This is a genomic window from Streptomyces sp. NPDC041796 (assembly GCF_055590785.1).
On sequence record NZ_JBVJAH010000006.1, the window covers coordinates 449,999 to 469,817 of the forward strand.

Sequence of the window (19,819 nt, forward strand, 5' to 3'; positions counted from 1 at the left end):
GCACCCGCTTGCCCCCCACTTGGGCCAGTGTGGGGGAAATGGTGCCGGGGGGCGGCGAATCCCGGGACAAAACACAAAGGTGGGCCGCGACCGGAGGACTCCCGGTCGCGGCCCCGCTTTCACGCCTGGCGCACCGCCCTAGCGCACCGCGCTGAGCGTGCCGAGCAGGCCCTGGGCGAACTGGGTGGCGCCCGCGAGGCCACCGGCGGAGGCGAGGTGGGTGGCGCCGCCGAGCGGGCCGGTCACGCTGCCGAGGGGGCCGGACGCGCTGTCGAGGAGACCGCCGCCCAGTTTTTCGGTGAGGCCACCGGGCAGGCCGGCCGGCTGACCGCCGGTGAGGCCACCGGTGAGGCCGCCGAGCGGGTCGGCGGCCGCCGCCTGGGCGGTGGCGGCGCCACCGAGGGCGAGGGTCGCGGTGGCGGCGGTGGTGGCGACGATACGGGCGGTGACGCGGCGGGTCCTGGTCATCAGCTTCTTTCCGGTTCGGTTTTCCGGTTCGTCTTCCGGGCCGCACGCGGCTGGTGCGGCTGCGTGCGGTCGGCCTGCGATCGGCTCGCGGTCACCCCGACAACGCCGTCACGTGGCCGAAAGGCACGGTCCGGGTCCGAGAAGCGTTCCTCGCCGTCGTCGCCACGGGCACGGCGAGGGTGGTCGCGTCACCGCCTGACCCCGTCCGGCTGACCCCGTCCGGGTGAGTGGCGGCTACCGCAGCGGGCGGCTGCGGGAGCGACGCCGGGACCAGCGGAACCCGAAGAGGAACACGCTCAGGACGAGCACCACGATGCCGATGATCAACAGGTACATCAGACCCTCGACGACGACGCCGATGAGCCCGAGGACGATGGCGACGATGACCAGGAACAGGAACAGCGCCATGGGGACGGACACCTCCTCGAACGGGACCGCCGGTCAGCGGCGCGCGAGCTTCCGCTCGCCGCCGACGCCGGGCTCGTACCGCATGCCGTAGTGCTGGAAGATCTCCACTTCACTCTCCGCGAGCAGCACGTCGTCCGTGCCGATCGACGGGGCCTTGCGGACCTCGCCCTTGGAGTGCGACACCTTCAGGTAGTCCGGCCCCACGACCGCCTCGTCGAGGGGGACGAACACGAGCCGCTGCCGGGTCGGCAGCCCGGTCCGGACGGTGACGACGGCCGGTTCGTCGGTGGAAGTGTCCACGTAGACGGCCTCCAGCACGCCGATCTTGTGGCCCTTGGGGTCCACCACGTCGTGGTTGCGCCACTCGCGGATGTCTGCTGACTGGATCATGCGTTCCACCCTCTGAGCGAGTCCGTACGGTCGTTCTCGCTGTCCAGCCTCCATCCGCACGCGGGTGGGCGCCACCGCACCGGTGCCCGGAGGTGTGCGGCCGGTCAGAGCTCGTCGGCGTGCGAGGGGCCGTCGGGCGTGGAGGTGCTGGTGGAGAGCCAGGACCGGGCGGGTTCGGCCGGGCGGGTGGTGTCCAGGGTGAGGTGGAGCCGGGTGCCTCCCTCACTCCCGGCGGGGTAGCTGCGCTGCTCGGACGCGTCGAAGCAGCGCCGGAGGACCTCCGCGACGCGGCGGGCCGTCTCGGGGGACGCGGCGACGATCCGGACCTCGGCGTGTCCGGCCGCCGGCAGGGGTTCCGCGGTGCTCATGGTCGGATCGTTCCTCATCCGGGGGGCCGCGTCGAGCCGGGCGCCGGGCCGGCGGTCCGGTGCTGCGGCGTTCGTCGTCGCGGTACGGCGCGTGTCACGGGCGTCAGCGCCCCGCCGTCGGAACATGCGTTCCTCGTGTGCGGTACGCGCCCCGCGTGACGGAGTACGGTGAATTCACCGGCTGGTCGACCGGCCGGACGTAGACGGGCGGCACCACCATGACGCACTCCGACTCCCCCTCCCCGTCCTCGCGGAAGCTTCCCGACGCGATCCACCGAGCGGTGAAGCCCGGCACCGCGCTGGTGAGGCTCCAGACCACCGGGTCGCGCGAGGGCGTCCTCGACGGCGCCTGGTGGCCGCGCTCGCGTGACATCGGCGCCGAGCTGCCGAACCTGGTCGGCGTCCTCACCGAGCACCTCGGTCCCGTGACCCGCGTGGGTCTGGACGCCGACGCGTGGGAGGGCCTCCCCGTACGTCTGGTCATCGACGACCGTGTGGTGCACATCGACTCGTTCCCCGTGGGCGACGACACCGTCCTCATCACCCGGGGCGACCGCGACTACTTCACCCTCCTGGTCGTCCCTCCCCATGCCACCGCGGACGCGGCCCGCGAGGCGATGGCCCGGGCGGTCCGGGCCGACAATGTCACCGGTGCCTCCGGCATCCTCATCGACACCGGCACGGGCCACGTCATCCCCTGACACCCCTGCCGTCCCGGGCCCCGGGCGGTTCCCCCCGGGGGTGTACTGGCCGCTCGCCCATGCCTTATGTTGCGGAGGCAAAGCTAGGGGGACGGACGACGCATGGCACGGGATTACGACAGCCAGCTCCTGGAGTCGGTGGCCGTACGCCGGCGCAGAATGAGGGACGCGCTGCTGTTCGGTGCCCAGCGGGCACGACGCACGGCGGACGAGCGGCTCGGCAAGGTGTTCGCGGGTCTCGCCATCGCGGCCGTCCTGTGCGCGGGGTGCGTCGGGTGGTCCTTCCTCCAGCACACCCTGGCCAAGCAGAAGGCCGAACAGCGCAAACAGGAGCAGCGGTTCGAGCAACCGGCGAAGCCGGAGAAGTCCGCTGATTCCGGGAAGAGTTCGCAGTAACACCCGTAAAGGGAATGGGGGGGAGCGTCGGCGGTGTGGATATCGAGACCGGTCGAAATGGCCCGAAAATTCCCGACGTCGCGATGATAGGTTCCCGTAAGTGGTGAGCACAGCAACGACTTCCCGGGCGCAACTGAGCCGGGTGACCCTGGTCGGCGAGCGACGCCGGGCCGACATCGTCCTGCCCTCCGACACGCCGATCGGTCAACTGCTCCCGGACATCCTCCAGTTGCTGGACGACCGTGCCGCGTCCCGGCCGATGACCCGGCAGCTGATCACGTCCGACGGCTCGGCACTGCCGCACGACAGCACGCTGGCGTCGGCCGGGATCGCCGACGGCGCCGTCCTCCGGCTCGTCCGGGCGCACTCCGCGCCGCCCGCTCCCGTGGTGCACGACGTCACCGACCTGGTGGCCGACGACCTCGACCTCCAGGCGTGGCGCTGGCGCCCCGCCGCCCGCAGGGCCGGTGCGGGAGTGGCGACGGTCGTCTTCGCGGTGATCGCCGCGCTGCTGGCCCGGCGTGAGTTCGCACTCGACGCCCTGGCCGGCGCCCTCGCCGCCGTAACGTTCGTCCTCCTCGCGGCCGGCGCGCTCGTCGCCCGGATCGGGCAGGGCAACCGGGGCCTGGCCACCGCGCTGCTCCTCGCCTCCGGCTCGCTGGGCGTCCTCGCCGCCTGGACCGCCGCCGACGCGCACGACTGGTCCGGCGCCGCGCGGCTCGCCGCCGTCGCCGGTGCGCTCACCGTGACGCTCGCGATGCTCGGGTACTTCTCGCCACTCGGCCGCGGCGGGCTCGTCGGCGCCGGGGCCACCGCCGGGCTCACCGTCGTCTGGGAGGCCGTCGCCGCCGTCCAGGACGACCCGGCGCGGCTCGGTGCCGTCATGGCCGTCTTCTCCGTGGTGCTGCTCGGCCTGCTGCCCCGGCTCGCCCTGATGGCGTCGGGTCTCACCGCGCTCGACGACCGGCGCTCGGGCGGCACTTCCGTCAGCCGCCACCAGGTGGGCAACGCCCTCGCGGCCACGCACCGGGGCCTCGCCCTCGCGACGATCGTCACCGCGCTGTCGGCGGCCGCCGGCGGCTGGCTGCTCACCCTGGCGGACCGGCCGAGCGTCTGGACGGTCGTGCTGCCGTCGGTCGTGGCCGTGGTGCTGCTGTCCAGGGCCCGGGCCTTCCCGCTGGTCGCGGAGGTCGTGGCGCTGTTCACCGCGGCGGCGCTCCTCGTCGTACGCCTCGTGATGCTGTGGACGGCCCACGCCGGGGGCGCCGGTCCGCTCACCGTGCTGTGCGCGGCCGCGGTGCTGCCGCTGGTGGTCCTGGCGGTCCAGCCGCCGGAGCACGTGCGGGTACGGCTGGGGCGCATGGCCGATCTGGTCGAATCCATCGGCATGGTGGGGCTCTTCCCGCTCGCGGTCGGTGTGTTCGGCGTGTACGGGCAGTTGCTCAACAAGTTCTGAGATCTGCGGCAGGGCGGGAGAAGAAGGGCAGACATGCCGAACGGAGACAACTGGCAGGGCGACGTCCTGCGCGACCTGCGCGCCGGCGCCGCCCGGCAGCCCGCGCCGCAGGAGGGCACGCAGACCCCTGCCGCTCCCGCCGCTCCGGGTACGCCCGAGGGCGCCGCGCCCACGTCGGGCGCCGGCGCGCAGGCCCCCGGTGCGCCCGGACACAGTGCCGCGGCCCGCCCGGAGCCCGCGCCCGCCGCGCCCGCGCCCTCGGCGCAGGGTGCCGCGCAGGCGGTTCCTGTAGCACCCGCCCCAGCGGCCGGGCGCGTCCCGGCACAGCAGCCCGCCCCGCAGGCGCAAGAGCGGCAGGCCCATGTGGCGCAGGAGCACCAGGCCAACGCCCAGGCGCCGCACGCCCAGGCCCCCCAGCCTCAGGCGCCGCACGCCCAGGCCCCCCAGCCTCAGGCGCCGCACGCCCAGGCCCCCCAGCCTCAGGCGCCGCACGCCCAGGCCCCCCAGCCCCAGGCGCCGCACCACCAGACGCCGCAGCCCCCCGCCCCGCACGCCACCCCCGCCCCGCAGGCACCCCAGCCTCAGGCGCCGCACCACCAGACGCCGCAGCCCCCCGCCCCGCACGCCACCCCCGCCCCCTACCCCCAGGGCCCCGCCACCCCCGACTCGCGCCCCGTCGTCGACAAGAACCTCGCCGCCGCCGGGCGGAAGCCGCGCCGGGGCGAGCCGTTGGCCACCCGCGCCCTCCGTGCCGTACGCCGTACCGTTTCGTCGTCCGCCGCACGGGAGGTCGCCGAGACGACCCGTACCGCCGAGACGCTGCAGCAGCCGGTGACGACCGGGCGGCAGATCGCCGTGACGTCCATCCGCGGCGGGGCCGGGAAGTCGACCGTCGCCGCGCTGCTGGGACTCACGTACGCGCACTACCGGCAGGACCCCGTACTCCTCGTCGAGGCCGACCCGGCGCTCGGATCACTCCCGCTGCGGCTCGGCGCCGAGACGCTGCGGTGGACCACCGGCGACGTCGCCGGCATCGTCGAGCCGCAGATGTCGCTGCTCGACGTCACCGGCTACCTCGTCCAGCTCCCCGACAACGCCTGGCTGCTGCCCGGCAGCCAGGGGCGTATCGGCGCGATGCTGGACACCCGGGCGTACGAGCGGGTCATGGTGGCGCTGCGCCGCTACTTCGGCGTGACCGTCGTCGACTGCGAGACCCTGCCCGCCGAGGTGGCCCGGGTCGCGCTGTCCGCCGCCCAGGCCCGCGTGCTGACCACGCCCGCCACGCTGGAGGGCATCACCAGCACCCACGCGGTGCTCCAGTGGATGCAGGGCCTGCCCCGCCACATCATCGCCGGCACCGTCGTCGTCCTCACCGAACTGGTGCCGCACGCCGGGCTGGACCTCGACGGGGCCGCCGCGAAGCTCGCCTCCACCGGGGCGACCGTCCAGGTCCTGCCCTACGACCGGCACCTGGCGGCCGGCGGCCCGATCCGTACCGAGTTGCTCGCCCACCCCACCCGGCAGGCCGCCACCCGGCTGGCCGCCGACGTCTTCCGGCTGTCCCAGAAGCGCCACTGAGGGGGAGCGGAACGATGAGTACCCGACTGATACACCGCCCCGCCAGGACCACCCGGCCGCCCGCCGCCCCCGAGGCGCGCACCATAGAGGCCCCGCCCAACCTCCCGGAGGGCAAGGGCGGCAACGTCGCGATGTCGCTGCTGCCCGTCGCCGGTGTCATGTCGTCCGTGGTGATGATGACGGTCGTGCGCAACAGCCAGTTCGCCGCCCTCGGCGCGCTGATCCTCGTCATCACCGTCATCGGCTCGCTCGTGCTGGTCTTCTCGCAGCGCGGCAAGGCGCAGCGCACCCGCCGCACCCAGCGCGAGGCGTACCTCGCCTACCTGGAGGACCTGCGCGAGGAGCTGTCCGCCGAGGAGCGGCAACGGCGTGAGCGCGCCGACGTGCTCAACCCGCCGCCGCACGCGCTGTACGACATCGTCCGCGACCCGGCCCGGCTCTGGGAGCGCCGCCGGCTCGACGCGGACTTCCTGCGCGTACGTGTGGGCACGGGCGAGATGCCGGTACGGGACCTGAAGATCGCCGACCAGGGGGGCTCGTCCGTCCTCACGCCGCCCGACCGGTTCATGCTCAACGAGGCGTCGGCGCTGATGGACCGCTTCCGCACCGGCACCGAACTCCCGCTGACCGTCCCCCTCGACCGCGTCGGCAACATCAGCGTCATCGGCCCCCGCGAGGACTGCCTGCGGGTGGCGCGCGCCCTGCTCGTGCAGGCCGCGGCCCTGCACGCCCCCGACGACGTGGCGATCGGGCTCGCCGTGCCCGGCGAGCGGCTCGCCGACTGGGAATGGGCCAAGTGGATGCCGCACCTGCTCGACACCGAGCAGTTCGACGGGCCCGTCGCCGCCCGCCGCATCGCGCCGTCCGCGTCGCAGCTCGCCCGGCAGATGGGCCCCGAGCTGCGCCGGCGCGCCTCCTACGCGGCCGAGGTGCGCCGAGGCCTGTCCGGCAAGGACGCCCTGTCCATGTCGTCCCGGCTGCTGGTGGTCACCGACGGACACGGCGAGGACGCCGTCGAACTGCCGCGCCCCGACGACGCGGTGGGGCTGCGGGAGATGGGCGTCACCGTCCTGCACCTGCTGGAGCAGCGCATCCAGGAGCCCGGCCACGTCGGCGTCCGGATCACCGTCGACGGCGACCAGGTCCTCATCGAGGACCTGCGCCAGGAGGAGCCGATCAGCGCCCACGGCACGGTCGACGAGGTGTCCGTCCCGTTCGCGGAGGGCCTCGCCCGGATGCTGGCGCCGCTGCGGCTGTCGGCCGAGTCGATGGCCGACGCGCCGCTGTCCGGGCCGGTCGACTTCGCCGACCTGCTCGGCATCGACGACGTGGCGCGGCTGGACCTCGCGACGCTGTGGGCGCCGCGCGGGGAGCGCGCCTTCCTCCGCGTACCGATCGGCATCAGCGACGCGCGCGAGCCGGTGCTGCTGGACCTGAAGGAGTCCTCCGAGCTGGGCATGGGCCCGCACGGCCTGTGCGTCGGCGCGACCGGCTCCGGAAAGTCTGAGCTGCTGCGCACCCTCGTCCTCGCCCTGGTGGCCACCCACCCGCCGGAGGATCTCGCCCTGGTCCTCGTCGACTACAAGGGCGGCGCCACCTTCGCCCCGTTCGCCGACCTCCCGCACGTCGCCGGTGTCATCACCAACCTGGAGAACCAGGCCGGTCTCGTCGAACGTGTCCACGCCTCGCTCGCCGGTGAGGTCAAGCGCCGCCAGCAGGTCCTCAAGGACGCGGGCAACGTCGCCGACATCGGTGACTACGCGGCCCTGCGCGCCGAGAAGCGGCCCGACCTGGAGCCGCTGCCGCACCTGTTCATCGTCATCGACGAGTTCGGCGAACTCCTCACCGCCAAGCCCGACTTCATCGACCTGTTCCTGTCCATCGGCCGCATCGGCCGCTCCATCGGCGTGCACCTGCTGCTGTCCAGCCAGCGCATCGAGGGCGGGCGGCTCAAGGGCCTGGACACCTACCTGTCGTACCGGCTGGGCCTGCGCACCTTCTCCGCCGACGAGTCCCGTACGGTCCTGGACACCACCGACGCGTTCCACCTGCCTCCGCTGCCCGGTTTCGGCTATCTGAAGGTCGACACCAGTCATTACGAGCGGTTCAAGGCGAGTTACGTCTCCGGCGCCTACCGCGGCCCGGTCCGGCGCGCGGAGGACGAGGACACCGGCCCCCTGGCCCTGGAGTACGAGGCGTACAACACCCTCGGCGCCTCGGAGGAGACCGGGCCCAAGGAGAGCACGGCACGGCGCCGCGAGACCGGCCCGACCGAACTGGGCGTCATGGTCGAGCAGTTGGAGAACGCGCCCACCGACCCGGTGCGCCGCATCTGGCTGCCACCGCTGCCGGGCGCGGTCGCCCTCGACCAGGTCGCCGGGCCGCTCCAGGCCGGCCCGCGCGGTATGCAGCTCTCCGCGCGGCGCGGCCCGCTGCAGGTGCCGCTGGGCCTGCTCGACGACCCGACCAAGCAGTGGCAGGGCCAGTGGTTCCTGGACCTGACGGTGGCGGGCGGCCACGCCGCCGTCATCGGCGGCCCGCAGTCGGGGAAGACCACCCTGCTCCGTACGCTCGTCCTGTCGCTCGCGCTGACCCACACCCCGCAGGAGGTCGGCGTCTACGGCCTCGACCTCGTCGGCGGCGGCCTCCAGGCCCTCTCCGGCCTCCCGCACGTCGGCGGCATCGCGAGCCGCGCCGACCGTGAGCGGGCCGCCCGCACGGTCGAAGAGGTACGGAACATGCTGACCGCGCGTGAGGACCTCTTCCGCGAGCACAACATCGACTCCGTCGAGCAGCTCCGCACCCTGCACGCGGCCGGCCGGCTGCCACAGCTCTCCTCCGCCGAGATCGTCCTGGTCATCGACGGCTTCGGCGCGCTGCGGGACGACTTCGACGAGCTGGACGACGCGGTCGTCGACATCCTCAAGCGGGGCGGCGGGTACGGCATCCACGTCGTGGCCGGCATGCTCCGCTGGAACGACGTCCGCATCGCGACCCAGTCGTACTTCGGCACCCGGGTGGAGCTGCGCCTCAACGACGCCACCGAGACCAGCATCGACCGCAAGCTGGCCGAGACCCTGTCGCCCGACGAGCCGGGCCGCGTCCTCACCGACGGCAAGCTGTTCGCGCAGGCCGCCCTGCCCCGTACGGACTCCCTCGCCGACAACACGGACCTCGGCACCGTCCTGGAGCGCACCGCCCGCCAGGTCCGCGCCGCCTGGAGCGGCGAGGTCGCCCAGCCGGTGCGGGTCCTGCCGCACGTCCTGGAGCCGCATGTGCTGCCCGGCGCGGTCGCCGAGCCCAAGCGGGTGCCGATCGGCCTGGACCAGACGGCGCTCGCGCCCGTGCTGCTGGACCTGTTCGCGCACGACCAGCACCTGCTGGTCATGGGCGACAGCGAGTGCGGCAAGACGAACCTGCTGAAGACCGTCGCCGCCGGGCTCGTCGAGCGGTACGGGGAGGACGAACTGGTCCTCGCCGTCATGGACCCGCGGCGCGGCCTGCGGGGCGTCGTGCCGGAGGAGTTCCTCGGCGGGTACGCGTACAACGCCAAGTTGTGCGGGGGGCTGGCGGCGGGTATCGCCACCGAGCTGGAGAAGCGGCTGCCCGACGAGGGCGCCGCACTGGAGGACCTGGAGCCGGGCAGCTGGGGCAGCGGCCCGCGGATCGTGGTCCTCGTCGACGACTACGACGTGCTGACGACGGCCGGCCAGGCGCCGCTGGCGCCGTTCCTGCCGTACATCCCCTCCGCCGTCGACATCGGCCTCCACTTCGTCCTGACACGCCGTGTCGCGGGCGCCTCGCGCGGCATGTACGAGCCGCTGGTGCAGGGCCTGCGCGAGTCGGGGGCGTCGGCGATCCTCATGGCGGGCGACCGCAGCGAGGGCCAGCTGTTCCCCGGCGTGTACGCCTCCCAGCAGCCGCCGGGGCGGGGCGTGCTGATCCGCAGGGGTCAGTCGAACCGCCTGATCCAGACGGTGTACACACCCGAAACCTGATGACGTAAGGACCGGACGACCCCATGACCAAGGACGTCATAGCCCTCACCGAGCGCATGCCCGACCCGTGGACGGTGCTCGCGGGCCTGCTCTCCGGCGGCCCCGACAAGCTGGTGCGGACGACCGGGGAGGACGCCGTCGTACAGCTCTGCGACGAGGAGGGCCGGCCCCTGGTCTCCGTCGAGGCGCCGTTGCTGGTGCAGGTCCCGGGCGAGGCCGAGCGGCTGCTGGGGGCGACGCCGCCGCCGGTGCCGTTCTGGTGGACGGAGGCCCGCGCCACGACCGGGGTGGGGGAGGCGGAGCGGCTGGCGGGCACCTTCGCAGCCCGGCTGGTGTCGTTGACGGGCGGCTCGGCGTGGCCCCCGGAGGCGGCGCGGTCGCTGGCCGTGGTGGCGTCGGAGGGGGTGGGCGTCGCGCCGCCGCAGGCCGCCGCGCAGCCGGCGGTGGACGTGCTCACCGACAAGGTGGCCGTCGTCATCCAGGACCGCCCTGTGGTCGCCATGACGGCATGGCTGGCGGACGCCTTCCGGGCGGCGGCCGAGGGCGGGCTGGGGCTGCAGATCGTCAGCCCGGCGGGCACCACGCTCTCCCCGGCGGTACGGGGGGCGCTGTCCGGCTGGCCGTCGCGCTGGGTCGTGCAGGACGAGCGGGACGGCTACTACGACGGGCTGACCGGGGCGGTACTGGCGTGGCAGGAAGGGATGTTCTTCCCGGTCGCGGCACCCGGCTCCACGGAGGAGGAACTGCGTGCCCGGGTGGCCGCCTCGTACCAGGAGGGGGCCGAGGACACCGGTGAGCGGCAGCTCGCCGTGACGTTCCGCACGGTCCACCCGGCGGACGACCGGCTGGTGCTGGGCGGTGCGCTGGAGGCGGTGTGGCGGGAGCTGACCGGTGAGGCTCCGGCCGGGTGGGGTACGGCGGAGCCCGCCAACCTGCCGTGGTCGCTGCGCCGGTTGACGGACGTCGCCCACGAACGGGCGCCCGAGCCGACGTGGGTGGTCGTGGTGGGCGGCCCGGAGCGGCCCGGTCTGGCCACGGTGCGCGTCAGCCGTACGAAGGCGGGCGTGGAGGAGGAGGTCACGCTGGCGTTCGGATACGGACCGGACGAGGAGCCCCCGGTGGATGCCGTGCCGAGGGCCGCCGAGGTGCTCGCCACCCGGCACCGCCTGCGGTCGATGCTCGTACAACTCCGCAAAGCGCGACGTGACCTGGCGGTTCCGCCGCGCTTCGAGGGGCCGGGTGTTCCGCTGGCCTTCGTGCTCGGGGCGGAGGAGGTCCGCGCGATGCCCGCCGACCGTGCGCGGAACACCCCGCTGGACCGGGCGCCGGTCCAACTGGGCCCGAAAACCCGGCCGGCGCTGTACTACCCGCTGCCCGGTGACCCGTCCGACCTGTCGGGCTGGCAGGACTTCGAGCGGCTGGTACGGCATCTGAAGGGGGAGTGACCGGAGTGATCTCCTCCGATGTCATGTGTTCGTCACAGAGGACCCCGGGTCGGTAATTGCTGATTGCAGGAGCGACGCCTGAGTTGGTAGGCATGTAGTCGTACATTCGATCCATACGATCGTCCATCGCAGCGGGGGTAGCCCGATGAAGTTCGATATGGGGGCGCAGGTCCTGTCGACCCTGATGTCCCAGTCGCAGGGTTCGAGCAACGACCTCGGCCTGCTGATCCGTCAGCTGGTCCAGGCGGCGGCGCCGTTGGAGGGCAAGTTCAACGGCGCGGGCAAGGTGGCGTTCGACTCGTTCAAGTCGCGCTCGGACGAGATCACGGCGGCGCTGAACGGCTCGCTGGCGGCCATCCTGGGCGGCCAGTCCGGCATGGAGTCGGCGTTCGGCACCGGTGACCAGGAGCAGGGTGACAACGCGCGGACGCAGATGTCGTCGGCGAACTTCGACGCGGCGCGTTTCTCGGGCCGCTAGACCGATCCGTACACGGGGAGTTGATTGCTGATGGCTGCTGCGGGTAGCGACCGTCGTTCGTACGACACGGGTGCCTCGTCCGAGGCCCAGATGAACATCCAGGCGGTGATCGCGCGTCTGGAGCAGGTGATCTCCGCGCGTGACGCGCAGGTGAAGGCCGCCATGACGGACTTCGCGGCCGATGGCGTGGCCGACGAGTACCACGGCAAGGAACTGCGCTGGTACTCCGCCTCCCAGGAGGTCCGCAACATCATCCAGCTTCTGAAGACGACGCTGGAGAAGAACGACGCGACCGCTCAGGCGACGCTGCAGCGCGCGAAGGCCGCGGTCGACAACATCGGCTGACGCGGGTACGGGGGAGCGTTTTCATGACGGCGTGGGACATCCAGCCCCAGGGGGTGCAGGGTCAGCTCAAGGTCGTCGGCACACACGCCGGTGACCTGGAGAAGGCACTGAACGCCCTGGTCACCGACATGCAGCAGGCCGCGCAGGCGGCGGGGACGGCGGTTCCGGGTTCGGCCGCGAACATTCCGTTGCAGGGCCCGACGGCCTCGGGCGCGCCGCTGACGCAGAAGGCGACCGGCCCGGTGGGCGCGGCGCTGGCCGAGTACATGGCCGGCCGGCAGAAGACGCACTTCGAGCCCATGGCGAAGCGCATCCAGGCGGCGGTCATCGGCGCGGCCACGGCGACCAACGAGTACGTCGAGGGCGACCTGACCCAGGCCAAGGAGGCCCAGGACGCGGCGCGACAGGTGCGACTGGACCTGCTGAAGGAGCTCGGGGGGAAGAAGTGAGCGAGAACCAGCCGGTCGACCCGGCCGAAGTGCCGGTCTTCACCGGCAACCTCGAACTGCTCGACGAGAAGGTCAAGGCGCTGTCCGGCGCCGGCGGCAAGATCGCCACCGCCGCCGGCGACGTCCACAGCTCCTTCGGCGGGCTGAGCGCCTTCTACAAGGCCCCCGAGGCCGACCAGCTCTTCGCCACGACCCAGCCGGTGAAGGACAAGGCGCTCGACATCAGTGGTGACATGTGCACCATCGCCGGCGCGCTGGGGACATACGCCAGTGACATCCGCCCCCTGAAGCAGAAGCTGGACGACCTGCGCCGCGACGCCGTCACCTTCCGGCAGAAGATCGCCGAGGACGACAAGTGGCGTGAGGACGGCGACCTGGTCGAGGAGAACAACGACCGCCGCAACGAGATCGCCGAGGTCTGGACGCAGTTCCAGGCCGCCGAGCGCGCCGCCCACGCCAAGATCGTCGCCCTGGTCGGCGGCAAGGCGCTGAAGGTCAACGACGGCTCCAACGGCGAGGGCATGTACGGCTACGACGCCGAGGCCCTCAAGCAGGCCAAGAGCCTTCCCTGGGGCGACGCGGTCGAGGAGTCGACGCCGTGGTGGCAGGTGTGGGAGCACGCCTACGACTTCGGCAAGGGCGTCATCGTCGACGGTGTCTGGGGCACCATCAAGGGCCTCGGCACCCTGGTGGGCTTCCAGGGCTGGGACGCGGCCGGACAGGCCTGGAAGGGCCTGGGCCTGCTCGCCACCGGTCTGGTGATCACCGCGAGCCCGCTGGGCGCGGCGTACTGGATGGCCGACGACAAGCAGCTGCCCGGCTGGATCAGGGACTCCCGCACGGCCATGAAGGAGACCGGCAAGGCGCTGGTCGCCTGGGACCAGTGGGGCTCGAACCCCGCCCGTGCGGCCGGCGCGGTCACCTTCAACGTGCTGACCACCGTCTTCACCGGCGGTGCGGGCGGCGCGGTGTCCGGCGCCGGCAAGGCGGGTGCAGCGGCCCGGGCCATCTCCTTCGCGGGCAAGGCCGGACGGGCGATCGACCCGACGACGTACCTCTTCAAGGGCGCGGGCGCGGGCATCACGAAGATCGGCGACGTGATGACCGGCCTCAAGGGCATGGGCAACATCGACCTGCCGCCCATCCCCGAGGGCACCGTCGTCCTCCCCGAGGGCTCCCTGATGCGCCCCGACGGCACGATCCACCTCCCCGACGGCAGCCCGCTGCCCCCGGGCGCGATCGAGGTCCCCTCCGACACGGTCCGCCTCCCCGAGGGCAGCACCGTCCCGCCGGGCGCGGTCGACCTTGGCGACGGCATGGTCAAGCTCCCGGACGACGTCCCGGCCCCGGCGGGCTCGACGCCGCTCCAGGAAGGCACGGTCGCCCTCCCCAAGGACACCCCGGCGGTGCCCGCGGACGCGACGCCGCTGCCCGTCAAGGAGGGCGAACCGCCGCAGTACCTGGACCGCGACGGCAACATCCTCGACGAGAGCGGCAAGGTCGTCGGCGACGTGAAGAAAGCGCCCACGGACGTGGTCGACCGGGGTACGGACCCCGACGCCACCCCGGCCACGGGCGCGGACAACCCCCGGGTGGACACCCCGGCCAAGGTCCCGGCCATGGCGGGCGCGGCCGTCCACGCGGGCGACAACACCGCCGTCAGCCTCGGCAACAGCCTGGACACCAACCTGGGCGACGTGGGCCGCATCGGCGACGACGCCCCCGTACGCGTCCCGGACACCCCGGCGGGCCTCGCCGACAACACCCCGGGCGGCCTCGCGGACAACCTGCCCACGGGCCAGGCCGGCAACAACCTCCCCGGCGGCGCGGGCGACAACCTCCCCGGCGGCGCGGGCGACAACCTGCCCACCAACAGCGTGGACAACACCCCGGGCACGGGCGGCACCCGCCCCGGCGACGCCGCCCCGCCCACGGGCGGCGGCTCCCGCGACGTCCCGCCCGGCGCCTCGACGGCCGACAACGCCACCCCCGGCGGTTCGGCAGCCGACAATGCCGTCCCCGGCGGTCCGGCGGCCGACACCGGCGTTCCCGGCGCGGGCGCCCTGGACGACGCCGCGGCGGGCGCGGACGAGGCGACGGCCGGCGCGGACGAGGCGACCGGGCCGCACGGCCCGGAGGGTACGGGAGGGACGCCCGACCACAACACCCCTGGCTCCGCGGCCGGCCCCGAGGAGGCGCTCTCCCCGGACACCGTCGTGGGCGAGAACGGAGCCGTCCCGCCGCCGGGGCACGGTCAGAAGCTCATGGAGCAGATCGACCCCGACGGCCCGCGTGTGACCAAGTCGGGCGATGTGATCACACACGTCGACGGTCGGCCGGTCGCCGACTACCTCGACGAACTCGCCCAGAAGCGCGGCGCCGAGTACCGCGCGGCCAAGGACTCCGGCGATTTCCCCAGGAAGCAGGCCGGGGCGTGCGTGGGGTCCGTGATGGACCTCCGGACGGGCACGGTCATCGAAGGCATCAACGGCAAGGCGGATGTCGTCATCAAGCTGGACGACCTTCACCCCACCCTGAAGGACAGGCTGGACACCATCGGTGACCCGCCGCCGCACAAGGACGACCCCCTGGGCCATGCCGAGGTCAAGGCGGCCAACGAGTTGCTCTGGATGCGTACGCGCCAGGGGCTTCCGGACGGCCCCGACGCCCTCGCCGAGTTGCGCGCGTCGGTCGAGTTCCCCTACCTCAATGACATCAAGACCGGTGATCCGGGCCGACGGGCGCCCTTCTGTGCGAACTGCAACCATATGTTGCAAGGGCTGCCCAGCAGCCACGGCAGGTTCACCGGCTTCCCGCCGAGTGACGAGAACTGGATTCCCTGATGACTTCTGCTGTGAGGATCGACATCGACGATCCGGACGTCGACATGGACCACGCCCAGCGTCTGATCTACCGCGGTGAGCCCTTCACCGGGGAAGCCGCCGAGTACCAGAACGGGCACTTGATCAGCCTGGACGAGTACACGGACGGGATTCAGAACGGATTGTCCCGGGAGTGGTATCAGGACGGGACCCTTCGTTCCGAGGGCGTCGTCCGGCAGGGTCGGGCACGGGGCGAGTTCAAGGAGTGGCATCCCAACGGCGTCCTGAAGTCACGGAAGTTCTTCGACGACTCCAAGGCGTCGCTCCGTGAGGAGGACACGTGGGACGAGGCCGGCACCCAGCTGACTTCGTGGCGCCGCGACGGCTGAAGGGGGGGCGGAAGCACTGGGGCCACCATGCGGTGGCCGGTTCCCCGGCCCCGCCGGCCTGCCGTGACGGCGGACGGGAGAGGCCTCGATGCCGTACGGCTCGACCTCAGTGGCGCGGATCTTGTCGGCATCGGTTTCGCCGAGTCCTGGTTCACCGAGGCGACGCTGGTCGGCACGGACCTGTCCGGTGCGGACCTGTACCGGGCCGACCTCCAGGGCGCCGACCACGCACATCGACGAGGAGACGCGTTCCTTCTCGGTCGTGCCGCCCGACGAACTGCCGGCCATCATGCGCCGCCTGCACGGCCAGACCGCCTGGGTCGGGGTCTGGGCGCGGCGCCCGCCCTCACGCCGGTCACACCGCGCGGCCGTCCCGGACCACGTGTATTCCCCGGCGGGGAAAGCACACCGCGATGTTGTACTGGGCGGTTCGCGGCATTCGGCACCGAACCGAGGCGGTCTCGTTCCGGAGCCGTACCGCGCGTAGCGTGAGGCGCCCTACTGGAGTGTGAGTTCAGGAGGCGCTGATGCGCGATCAGGACCGCTTGGTGATAGACCCGACCGGCCGGGACATCCACGGAGAAGCGGACCGCTTACGTGAGCGGGGACCCCTCGCGCGCGTCGAACTCCCCGGCGGGGTCGAGGCGTGGGCGGTCAGCCGCCCCGCACTGCTGAAGCGGCTGCTCACCGATCCCCGGGTCTCCAAGGACCCGCGGCGGCACTGGCCGGCCTGGATCAACGGGGAGATCTCCCCCGAGTGGCCACTGTTCACCTGGGTCGCGGTGGAGAACATGTTCACCGCGTACGGAGGGGAGCACAAGCGCCTCCGCACCCTGGTCGCCAAGGCGTTCACCGCCCGCCGGACCGCCGCGCTGCGGCCGCGCGTGGAGGAGATCACCGCGGACCTGCTGGACCGGATCGCCGAGGCCGGTCGCCACGGCGGGGTCGTCGATCTCCGGGAGATGTACGCGTACCCCCTGCCCATCCAGGTGATCAGCGAGCTGTTCGGCCTCCCGGAGGACAAGCGGGAGGAGTTGCGGACCATCGTCGACAGCATCTTCCACACCGCCGCCGACCCCGCCGAGGTCACAGCCACCTACAGCCGGCTGTACGCCGTCATGGGCGAACTCGTCGCGGAGAAGCGGCAGTCGCCCGGTGACGACATGACCAGCGGCCTCATCGCCGCGCGTGACGACGAGGGCGGCACCCGGCTGAGCGAGGAGGAACTGCTCGGCACGCTGGTGCTGATGATCGGCGCCGGCCACGAGACCACGGTCAACCTCATCGACAACGCCGTTCACGCCCTGCTCACGCATCCCGAACAGCTCGCGCAGGTGCGGTCGGGGCACGCCTCCTGGGACGACGTGATCGAGGAGACGCTCCGGTCGGACGCCCCGGTCGCCAGCCTGCCGCTGCGGTACGCGGTCGAGGACATCGCGCTGGACGGCGTGGTCATCCGCAAGGGCGACGCGATCCTCGCCGCGTACGCCGCCGCCGGTCGGGACCCCGAGCGGTACGGGAAGGACGCCGACCGTTTCGACGTCACCCGTGCCGACAAGGAGCACCTGGCCTTCGGGTACGGCGTCCACTACTGCCTGGGCGCCCCACTCGGCCGCATGGAGGCCCGTATCGCGTTGCCGGCGCTGTTCGAGCGGTTCCCGGACCTGGCGCTCGCGGTGCCGCCGGAGGAGCTGGTACCGGTGGAGTCGTTCATCTCCAACGGGCACCGTTCACTGCCGGCACGCCTCGGTGGGGGCGGTGCCGGCGGTGGAGGCGGCGGCGTGTAGAGGGCCGCGGCGAGCGGCGCCGCGCGGATGATCGCCGCGACGTGATCCCGGGGCGGCCCGGCGTCGGCCCGTTCGCGCCTCACGGCCGGGTGCGCAGGCTGCGGCGTCGGCGGGGGCAGGCGTGGGCGGCGGCCAGCAGCCCCTGGATCCGGTCCCCGAACTCGGCCGCCACACGAAGCGGTACGGCGAACGGCAGCCGGACGTCGGCGTGGGCGCGGGCGTGTTCGAGCCGCAGGGTGAGCCCGTACCGGTCGACGCCCACGGGCACCACGCGCCGGACGCCGTGCAGGTGGCGCGCCTCCACCAGGCGCGCCAGCCGGGCCACCGCGTCGGGGTGGTCGTCCGTGAGGTGGATGAGCAGCCCCGCCTCGTGGCCCGCCAGCGGATCGGCCTCGGCGAGGACGAGCTCGTCCAGGCCGACGCCGACGGCACCGTTCCCCGTGTCGAGGGTGGCCCGCACCGGGTCCAGGCGCAGCTCGACGCCGCCCGCCTCGGTCTCCGCACCGCCCTGGGTCAGCCATCCGGAGAGCGTCACCCTGGCCCGGACCCGCTCGCGTACGGCAGTCGGGGCCACATCGGTGAAGTGGAGCATGGCGGCGAGGTCGCCCCGGGGGGCGCAGGCCACGAGCGCGGCGAGGTGGCAGTCGGCCGGCAGGCGCAGCGTCAGCCGGCCGCGTTCGTCGAGGGCGTGCGCGCCGGCCAGGTCGCAGCTGTACCCGTCCGTCGTCACCGTCAGGGACCGCGCGGCGGACAGCACGGAGCGGACCCGTTCCGCGCCGGACGGCTCGGGAGGGCGGGCATCGGTGAGACTGCTCATCACTCACTCCTTAGGTTAGGCTTGCCTAACTTAGCGGAGTGGGGCAGCCCACGCCACACCGCCACCCCCCACCGCCCCCGGCACCGACCCGCCCGCGCCCTCGGCCCGCCCGTCGGAACGGCACCGGCACCCGCCCCGCCCCCGGCCGCTTCCGGGTGCGGACATGGCCGGGCGCGGACGCCCGGATCCCATTGCCCGGCGGTCGCCCGCCCGGAAGGCTCTCCCCCTGTGACCAGTGCAGACGTTGGAGAGTCCATGCCGTCCTCCCCGCTCATCCGTTCCTTCTCGCAGCTCGAAACGCTGGACCCGGATCGCCCCGTCGTCACCTTGTTCAGCGGTGGCCTCGACAGCTCGTACCTGCTGCTCCGGCTGCGCCGCATGGGCATCCGCGAGGTGCACGCCGTGAGCGTGGACATCGGCGAGGACGAGTCGAGCGGATACAAGCGCCAGGTGGCCGAGGCCCTCGGCGCGACCATCCACATCCTCGACCGGCGCGAGGAGTTCGCCACCCGGTACGTCGCGCCCGCGATCGCCGCCCAGGCCGTCTACCTCGGCATCCACCCGGTCAGCTCCACCCTCAGCCGGCCGCTGATCGCCCACAGCGCGGTCGCCCTCGCCCACGCCCTGGGCGCCCAGGCCGTCCTGCACACCGCCAACCGCTCGCAGAACACGCTGCGCCGCCTCAACGGCGCCCTGGGCCTCCTCCGTTACGAGGGCGCCTTCGGCAGCCCGTACGACCTCGATCCGGTCAGCCGTGACGACAAGCTCGCCGAGCTGCGGGACGCGGGACTCGACCTGCTCGCCGGGCGGATCGTGAGCGGGGACTCCAACCTGTGGTGCCGTGAGTTCGAGTCCGGCATGCTCGACGACCCCGAGCTGCACGAGGTCCCCGAGGAGATGTACGCCTGGAGCCGGCCCACCGCCGCCCCCGGCGACACCGACACCGTGACGGTCACCGTGGAACGCGGACTGCCCGTCGCCGTCGACGGCGTACCCCTCCCCCTGACCACCCTGATCGACCAGCTCAACCACCGCGTCGGCGCCTTCGGGCTCGGCCGCTACTCTGGCCTGGAACACCTCGACCACGGCGAGAAGGTCCTGGAAATCCGGGAGATGCCGGCCGCCTGGCTGCTGCTGAACACCTACCGGCACATCGAGAGCGCCTGCCTCGACGCCGAACTCGTCCGGGAGAAGCGGCACCTGGAGCAGCTCTGGGTGCGCGAGGCACTGGAGGGCCGGTGGTTCGGTGACCTCCGGCTCGCCCTCCAGGTGTTCATGGACGCCTGCGCCGTCCGCACCACCGGATCGGTGAGCTGGCGTCTGCGTACGGGTGGCGCCGACACCCGCGCCATCAGCGCCCCCTCGCCGCTCTACCTGCGTGACCGCGAGGCGTGGGAGGAGCGGGCGATCACCGCGGAGTCCGCGCCCTTCGCCCGTACCGCCCCACTGGTCACCGCGGCCTGATCCCGTCACCGCCGCCTGATCCCGGCCCCGCCCCACCAATCCCGGCCCCGCCCCACCACC

The 19,819-nt window shown here is 72.9% G+C and carries 19 protein-coding genes; 14 read left to right on the top strand and 5 right to left on the bottom strand.

Features of this window, described 5'->3' with window-relative positions:
* Nucleotides 1-138 precede the first annotated feature (138 nt).
* The 4 genes from ACZ6C1_RS15200 to ACZ6C1_RS15215 form a co-directional block, all read right to left on the bottom strand.
* On the bottom strand, nucleotides 139-468 hold the full coding sequence (locus ACZ6C1_RS15200) for a hypothetical protein (protein WP_469241085.1): 330 nt from the start codon (nucleotides 466-468) through the stop codon (nucleotides 139-141).
* 234 nt (nucleotides 469-702) lie between these two features.
* Complete coding sequence (locus ACZ6C1_RS15205) at nucleotides 703-876, bottom strand: hypothetical protein (protein WP_469241087.1); 174 nt, start codon at nucleotides 874-876, stop codon at nucleotides 703-705.
* 33 nt (nucleotides 877-909) lie between these two features.
* On the bottom strand, nucleotides 910-1,266 hold the full coding sequence (locus tag ACZ6C1_RS15210) for a PRC-barrel domain-containing protein (RefSeq protein ID WP_469241089.1): 357 nt from the start codon (nucleotides 1,264-1,266) through the stop codon (nucleotides 910-912).
* A gap of 104 nt (nucleotides 1,267-1,370) precedes the next feature.
* The gene (locus tag ACZ6C1_RS15215; protein ID WP_469241091.1) at nucleotides 1,371-1,634 is read right to left on the bottom strand and encodes a hypothetical protein; all 264 of its coding nucleotides are present in this window, start codon (nucleotides 1,632-1,634) and stop codon (nucleotides 1,371-1,373) included.
* Nucleotides 1,635-1,852: 218 nt separating this feature from the next.
* Between ACZ6C1_RS15215 and ACZ6C1_RS15220 the strand changes: the two genes are divergently transcribed.
* From ACZ6C1_RS15220 to ACZ6C1_RS15280, 13 genes are all read left to right on the top strand, one after another.
* Nucleotides 1,853-2,335: a DUF5994 family protein gene (locus tag ACZ6C1_RS15220; RefSeq protein WP_469241093.1), complete on the top strand. Its 483-nt coding sequence runs from the start codon at nucleotides 1,853-1,855 to the stop codon at nucleotides 2,333-2,335.
* Between the two features lie 102 nt (nucleotides 2,336-2,437).
* Nucleotides 2,438-2,731 (top strand): hypothetical protein, encoded by a 294-nt coding sequence (locus tag ACZ6C1_RS15225; protein ID WP_469241096.1) that lies wholly within the window; start codon nucleotides 2,438-2,440, stop codon nucleotides 2,729-2,731.
* Between the two features lie 100 nt (nucleotides 2,732-2,831).
* Nucleotides 2,832-4,187: a type VII secretion integral membrane protein EccD gene (eccD, locus tag ACZ6C1_RS15230; protein ID WP_469241098.1), complete on the top strand. Its 1,356-nt coding sequence runs from the start codon at nucleotides 2,832-2,834 to the stop codon at nucleotides 4,185-4,187.
* A gap of 33 nt (nucleotides 4,188-4,220) precedes the next feature.
* Nucleotides 4,221-5,765 carry a MinD/ParA family ATP-binding protein gene (locus tag ACZ6C1_RS15235; protein ID WP_469241099.1) on the top strand — a complete coding sequence of 515 codons (1,545 nt, stop codon included), beginning with the start codon at nucleotides 4,221-4,223 and terminating at the stop codon, nucleotides 5,763-5,765.
* A 14-nt stretch (nucleotides 5,766-5,779) separates the two neighbouring features.
* Entirely contained in the window at nucleotides 5,780-9,763 is a 3,984-nt protein-coding gene (gene eccCa, locus ACZ6C1_RS15240; protein WP_469241101.1) for a type VII secretion protein EccCa, read from the top strand.
* Nucleotides 9,764-9,786: 23 nt separating this feature from the next.
* Nucleotides 9,787-11,208, top strand: coding sequence for a DUF6177 family protein (locus ACZ6C1_RS15245; protein WP_469241104.1), 1,422 nt, complete (start codon nucleotides 9,787-9,789; stop codon nucleotides 11,206-11,208).
* A 145-nt stretch (nucleotides 11,209-11,353) separates the two neighbouring features.
* Complete coding sequence (locus ACZ6C1_RS15250) at nucleotides 11,354-11,686, top strand: hypothetical protein (protein WP_073756717.1); 333 nt, start codon at nucleotides 11,354-11,356, stop codon at nucleotides 11,684-11,686.
* Between the two features lie 30 nt (nucleotides 11,687-11,716).
* On the top strand, nucleotides 11,717-12,031 hold the full coding sequence (locus tag ACZ6C1_RS15255; protein WP_469241107.1) for a pore-forming ESAT-6 family protein: 315 nt from the start codon (nucleotides 11,717-11,719) through the stop codon (nucleotides 12,029-12,031).
* Nucleotides 12,032-12,054: 23 nt separating this feature from the next.
* Entirely contained in the window at nucleotides 12,055-12,480 is a 426-nt protein-coding gene (locus tag ACZ6C1_RS15260; RefSeq protein WP_073756719.1) for a DUF6507 family protein, read from the top strand.
* Nucleotides 12,477-15,323: a YwqJ-related putative deaminase gene (locus tag ACZ6C1_RS15265; RefSeq protein WP_469241108.1), complete on the top strand. Its 2,847-nt coding sequence runs from the start codon at nucleotides 12,477-12,479 to the stop codon at nucleotides 15,321-15,323. Before ACZ6C1_RS15260 ends, ACZ6C1_RS15265 begins: the two co-directional genes overlap by 4 nt.
* Nucleotides 15,323-15,691: a toxin-antitoxin system YwqK family antitoxin gene (locus ACZ6C1_RS15270; RefSeq protein ID WP_469241110.1), complete on the top strand. Its 369-nt coding sequence runs from the start codon at nucleotides 15,323-15,325 to the stop codon at nucleotides 15,689-15,691. The genes ACZ6C1_RS15265 and ACZ6C1_RS15270 overlap by 1 nt, the downstream gene beginning before the upstream one ends.
* Before the next feature lie 27 nt (nucleotides 15,692-15,718).
* A complete protein-coding gene (locus ACZ6C1_RS15275) occupies nucleotides 15,719-16,183 on the top strand; it encodes a pentapeptide repeat-containing protein (RefSeq protein ID WP_469241113.1) in 465 nt (154 codons plus the stop codon).
* 35 nt (nucleotides 16,184-16,218) lie between these two features.
* Nucleotides 16,219-17,478: a cytochrome P450 family protein gene (locus tag ACZ6C1_RS15280; RefSeq protein WP_469241115.1), complete on the top strand. Its 1,260-nt coding sequence runs from the start codon at nucleotides 16,219-16,221 to the stop codon at nucleotides 17,476-17,478.
* Nucleotides 17,479-17,557: 79 nt separating this feature from the next.
* Here the strand turns inward: ACZ6C1_RS15280 and ACZ6C1_RS15285 are convergent, their stop codons facing one another.
* Nucleotides 17,558-18,295, bottom strand: a complete 738-nt coding sequence (locus ACZ6C1_RS15285; RefSeq protein WP_469241116.1) for a DUF2470 domain-containing protein — start codon at nucleotides 18,293-18,295, stop codon at nucleotides 17,558-17,560.
* Nucleotides 18,296-18,550: 255 nt separating this feature from the next.
* On the opposite strand from ACZ6C1_RS15285, the gene ACZ6C1_RS15290 reads away from it, so the two are divergent.
* The gene (locus ACZ6C1_RS15290) at nucleotides 18,551-19,759 is read left to right on the top strand and encodes an argininosuccinate synthase-related protein (RefSeq protein ID WP_469241118.1); all 1,209 of its coding nucleotides are present in this window, start codon (nucleotides 18,551-18,553) and stop codon (nucleotides 19,757-19,759) included.
* Nucleotides 19,760-19,819: the final 60 nt, after the last annotated feature.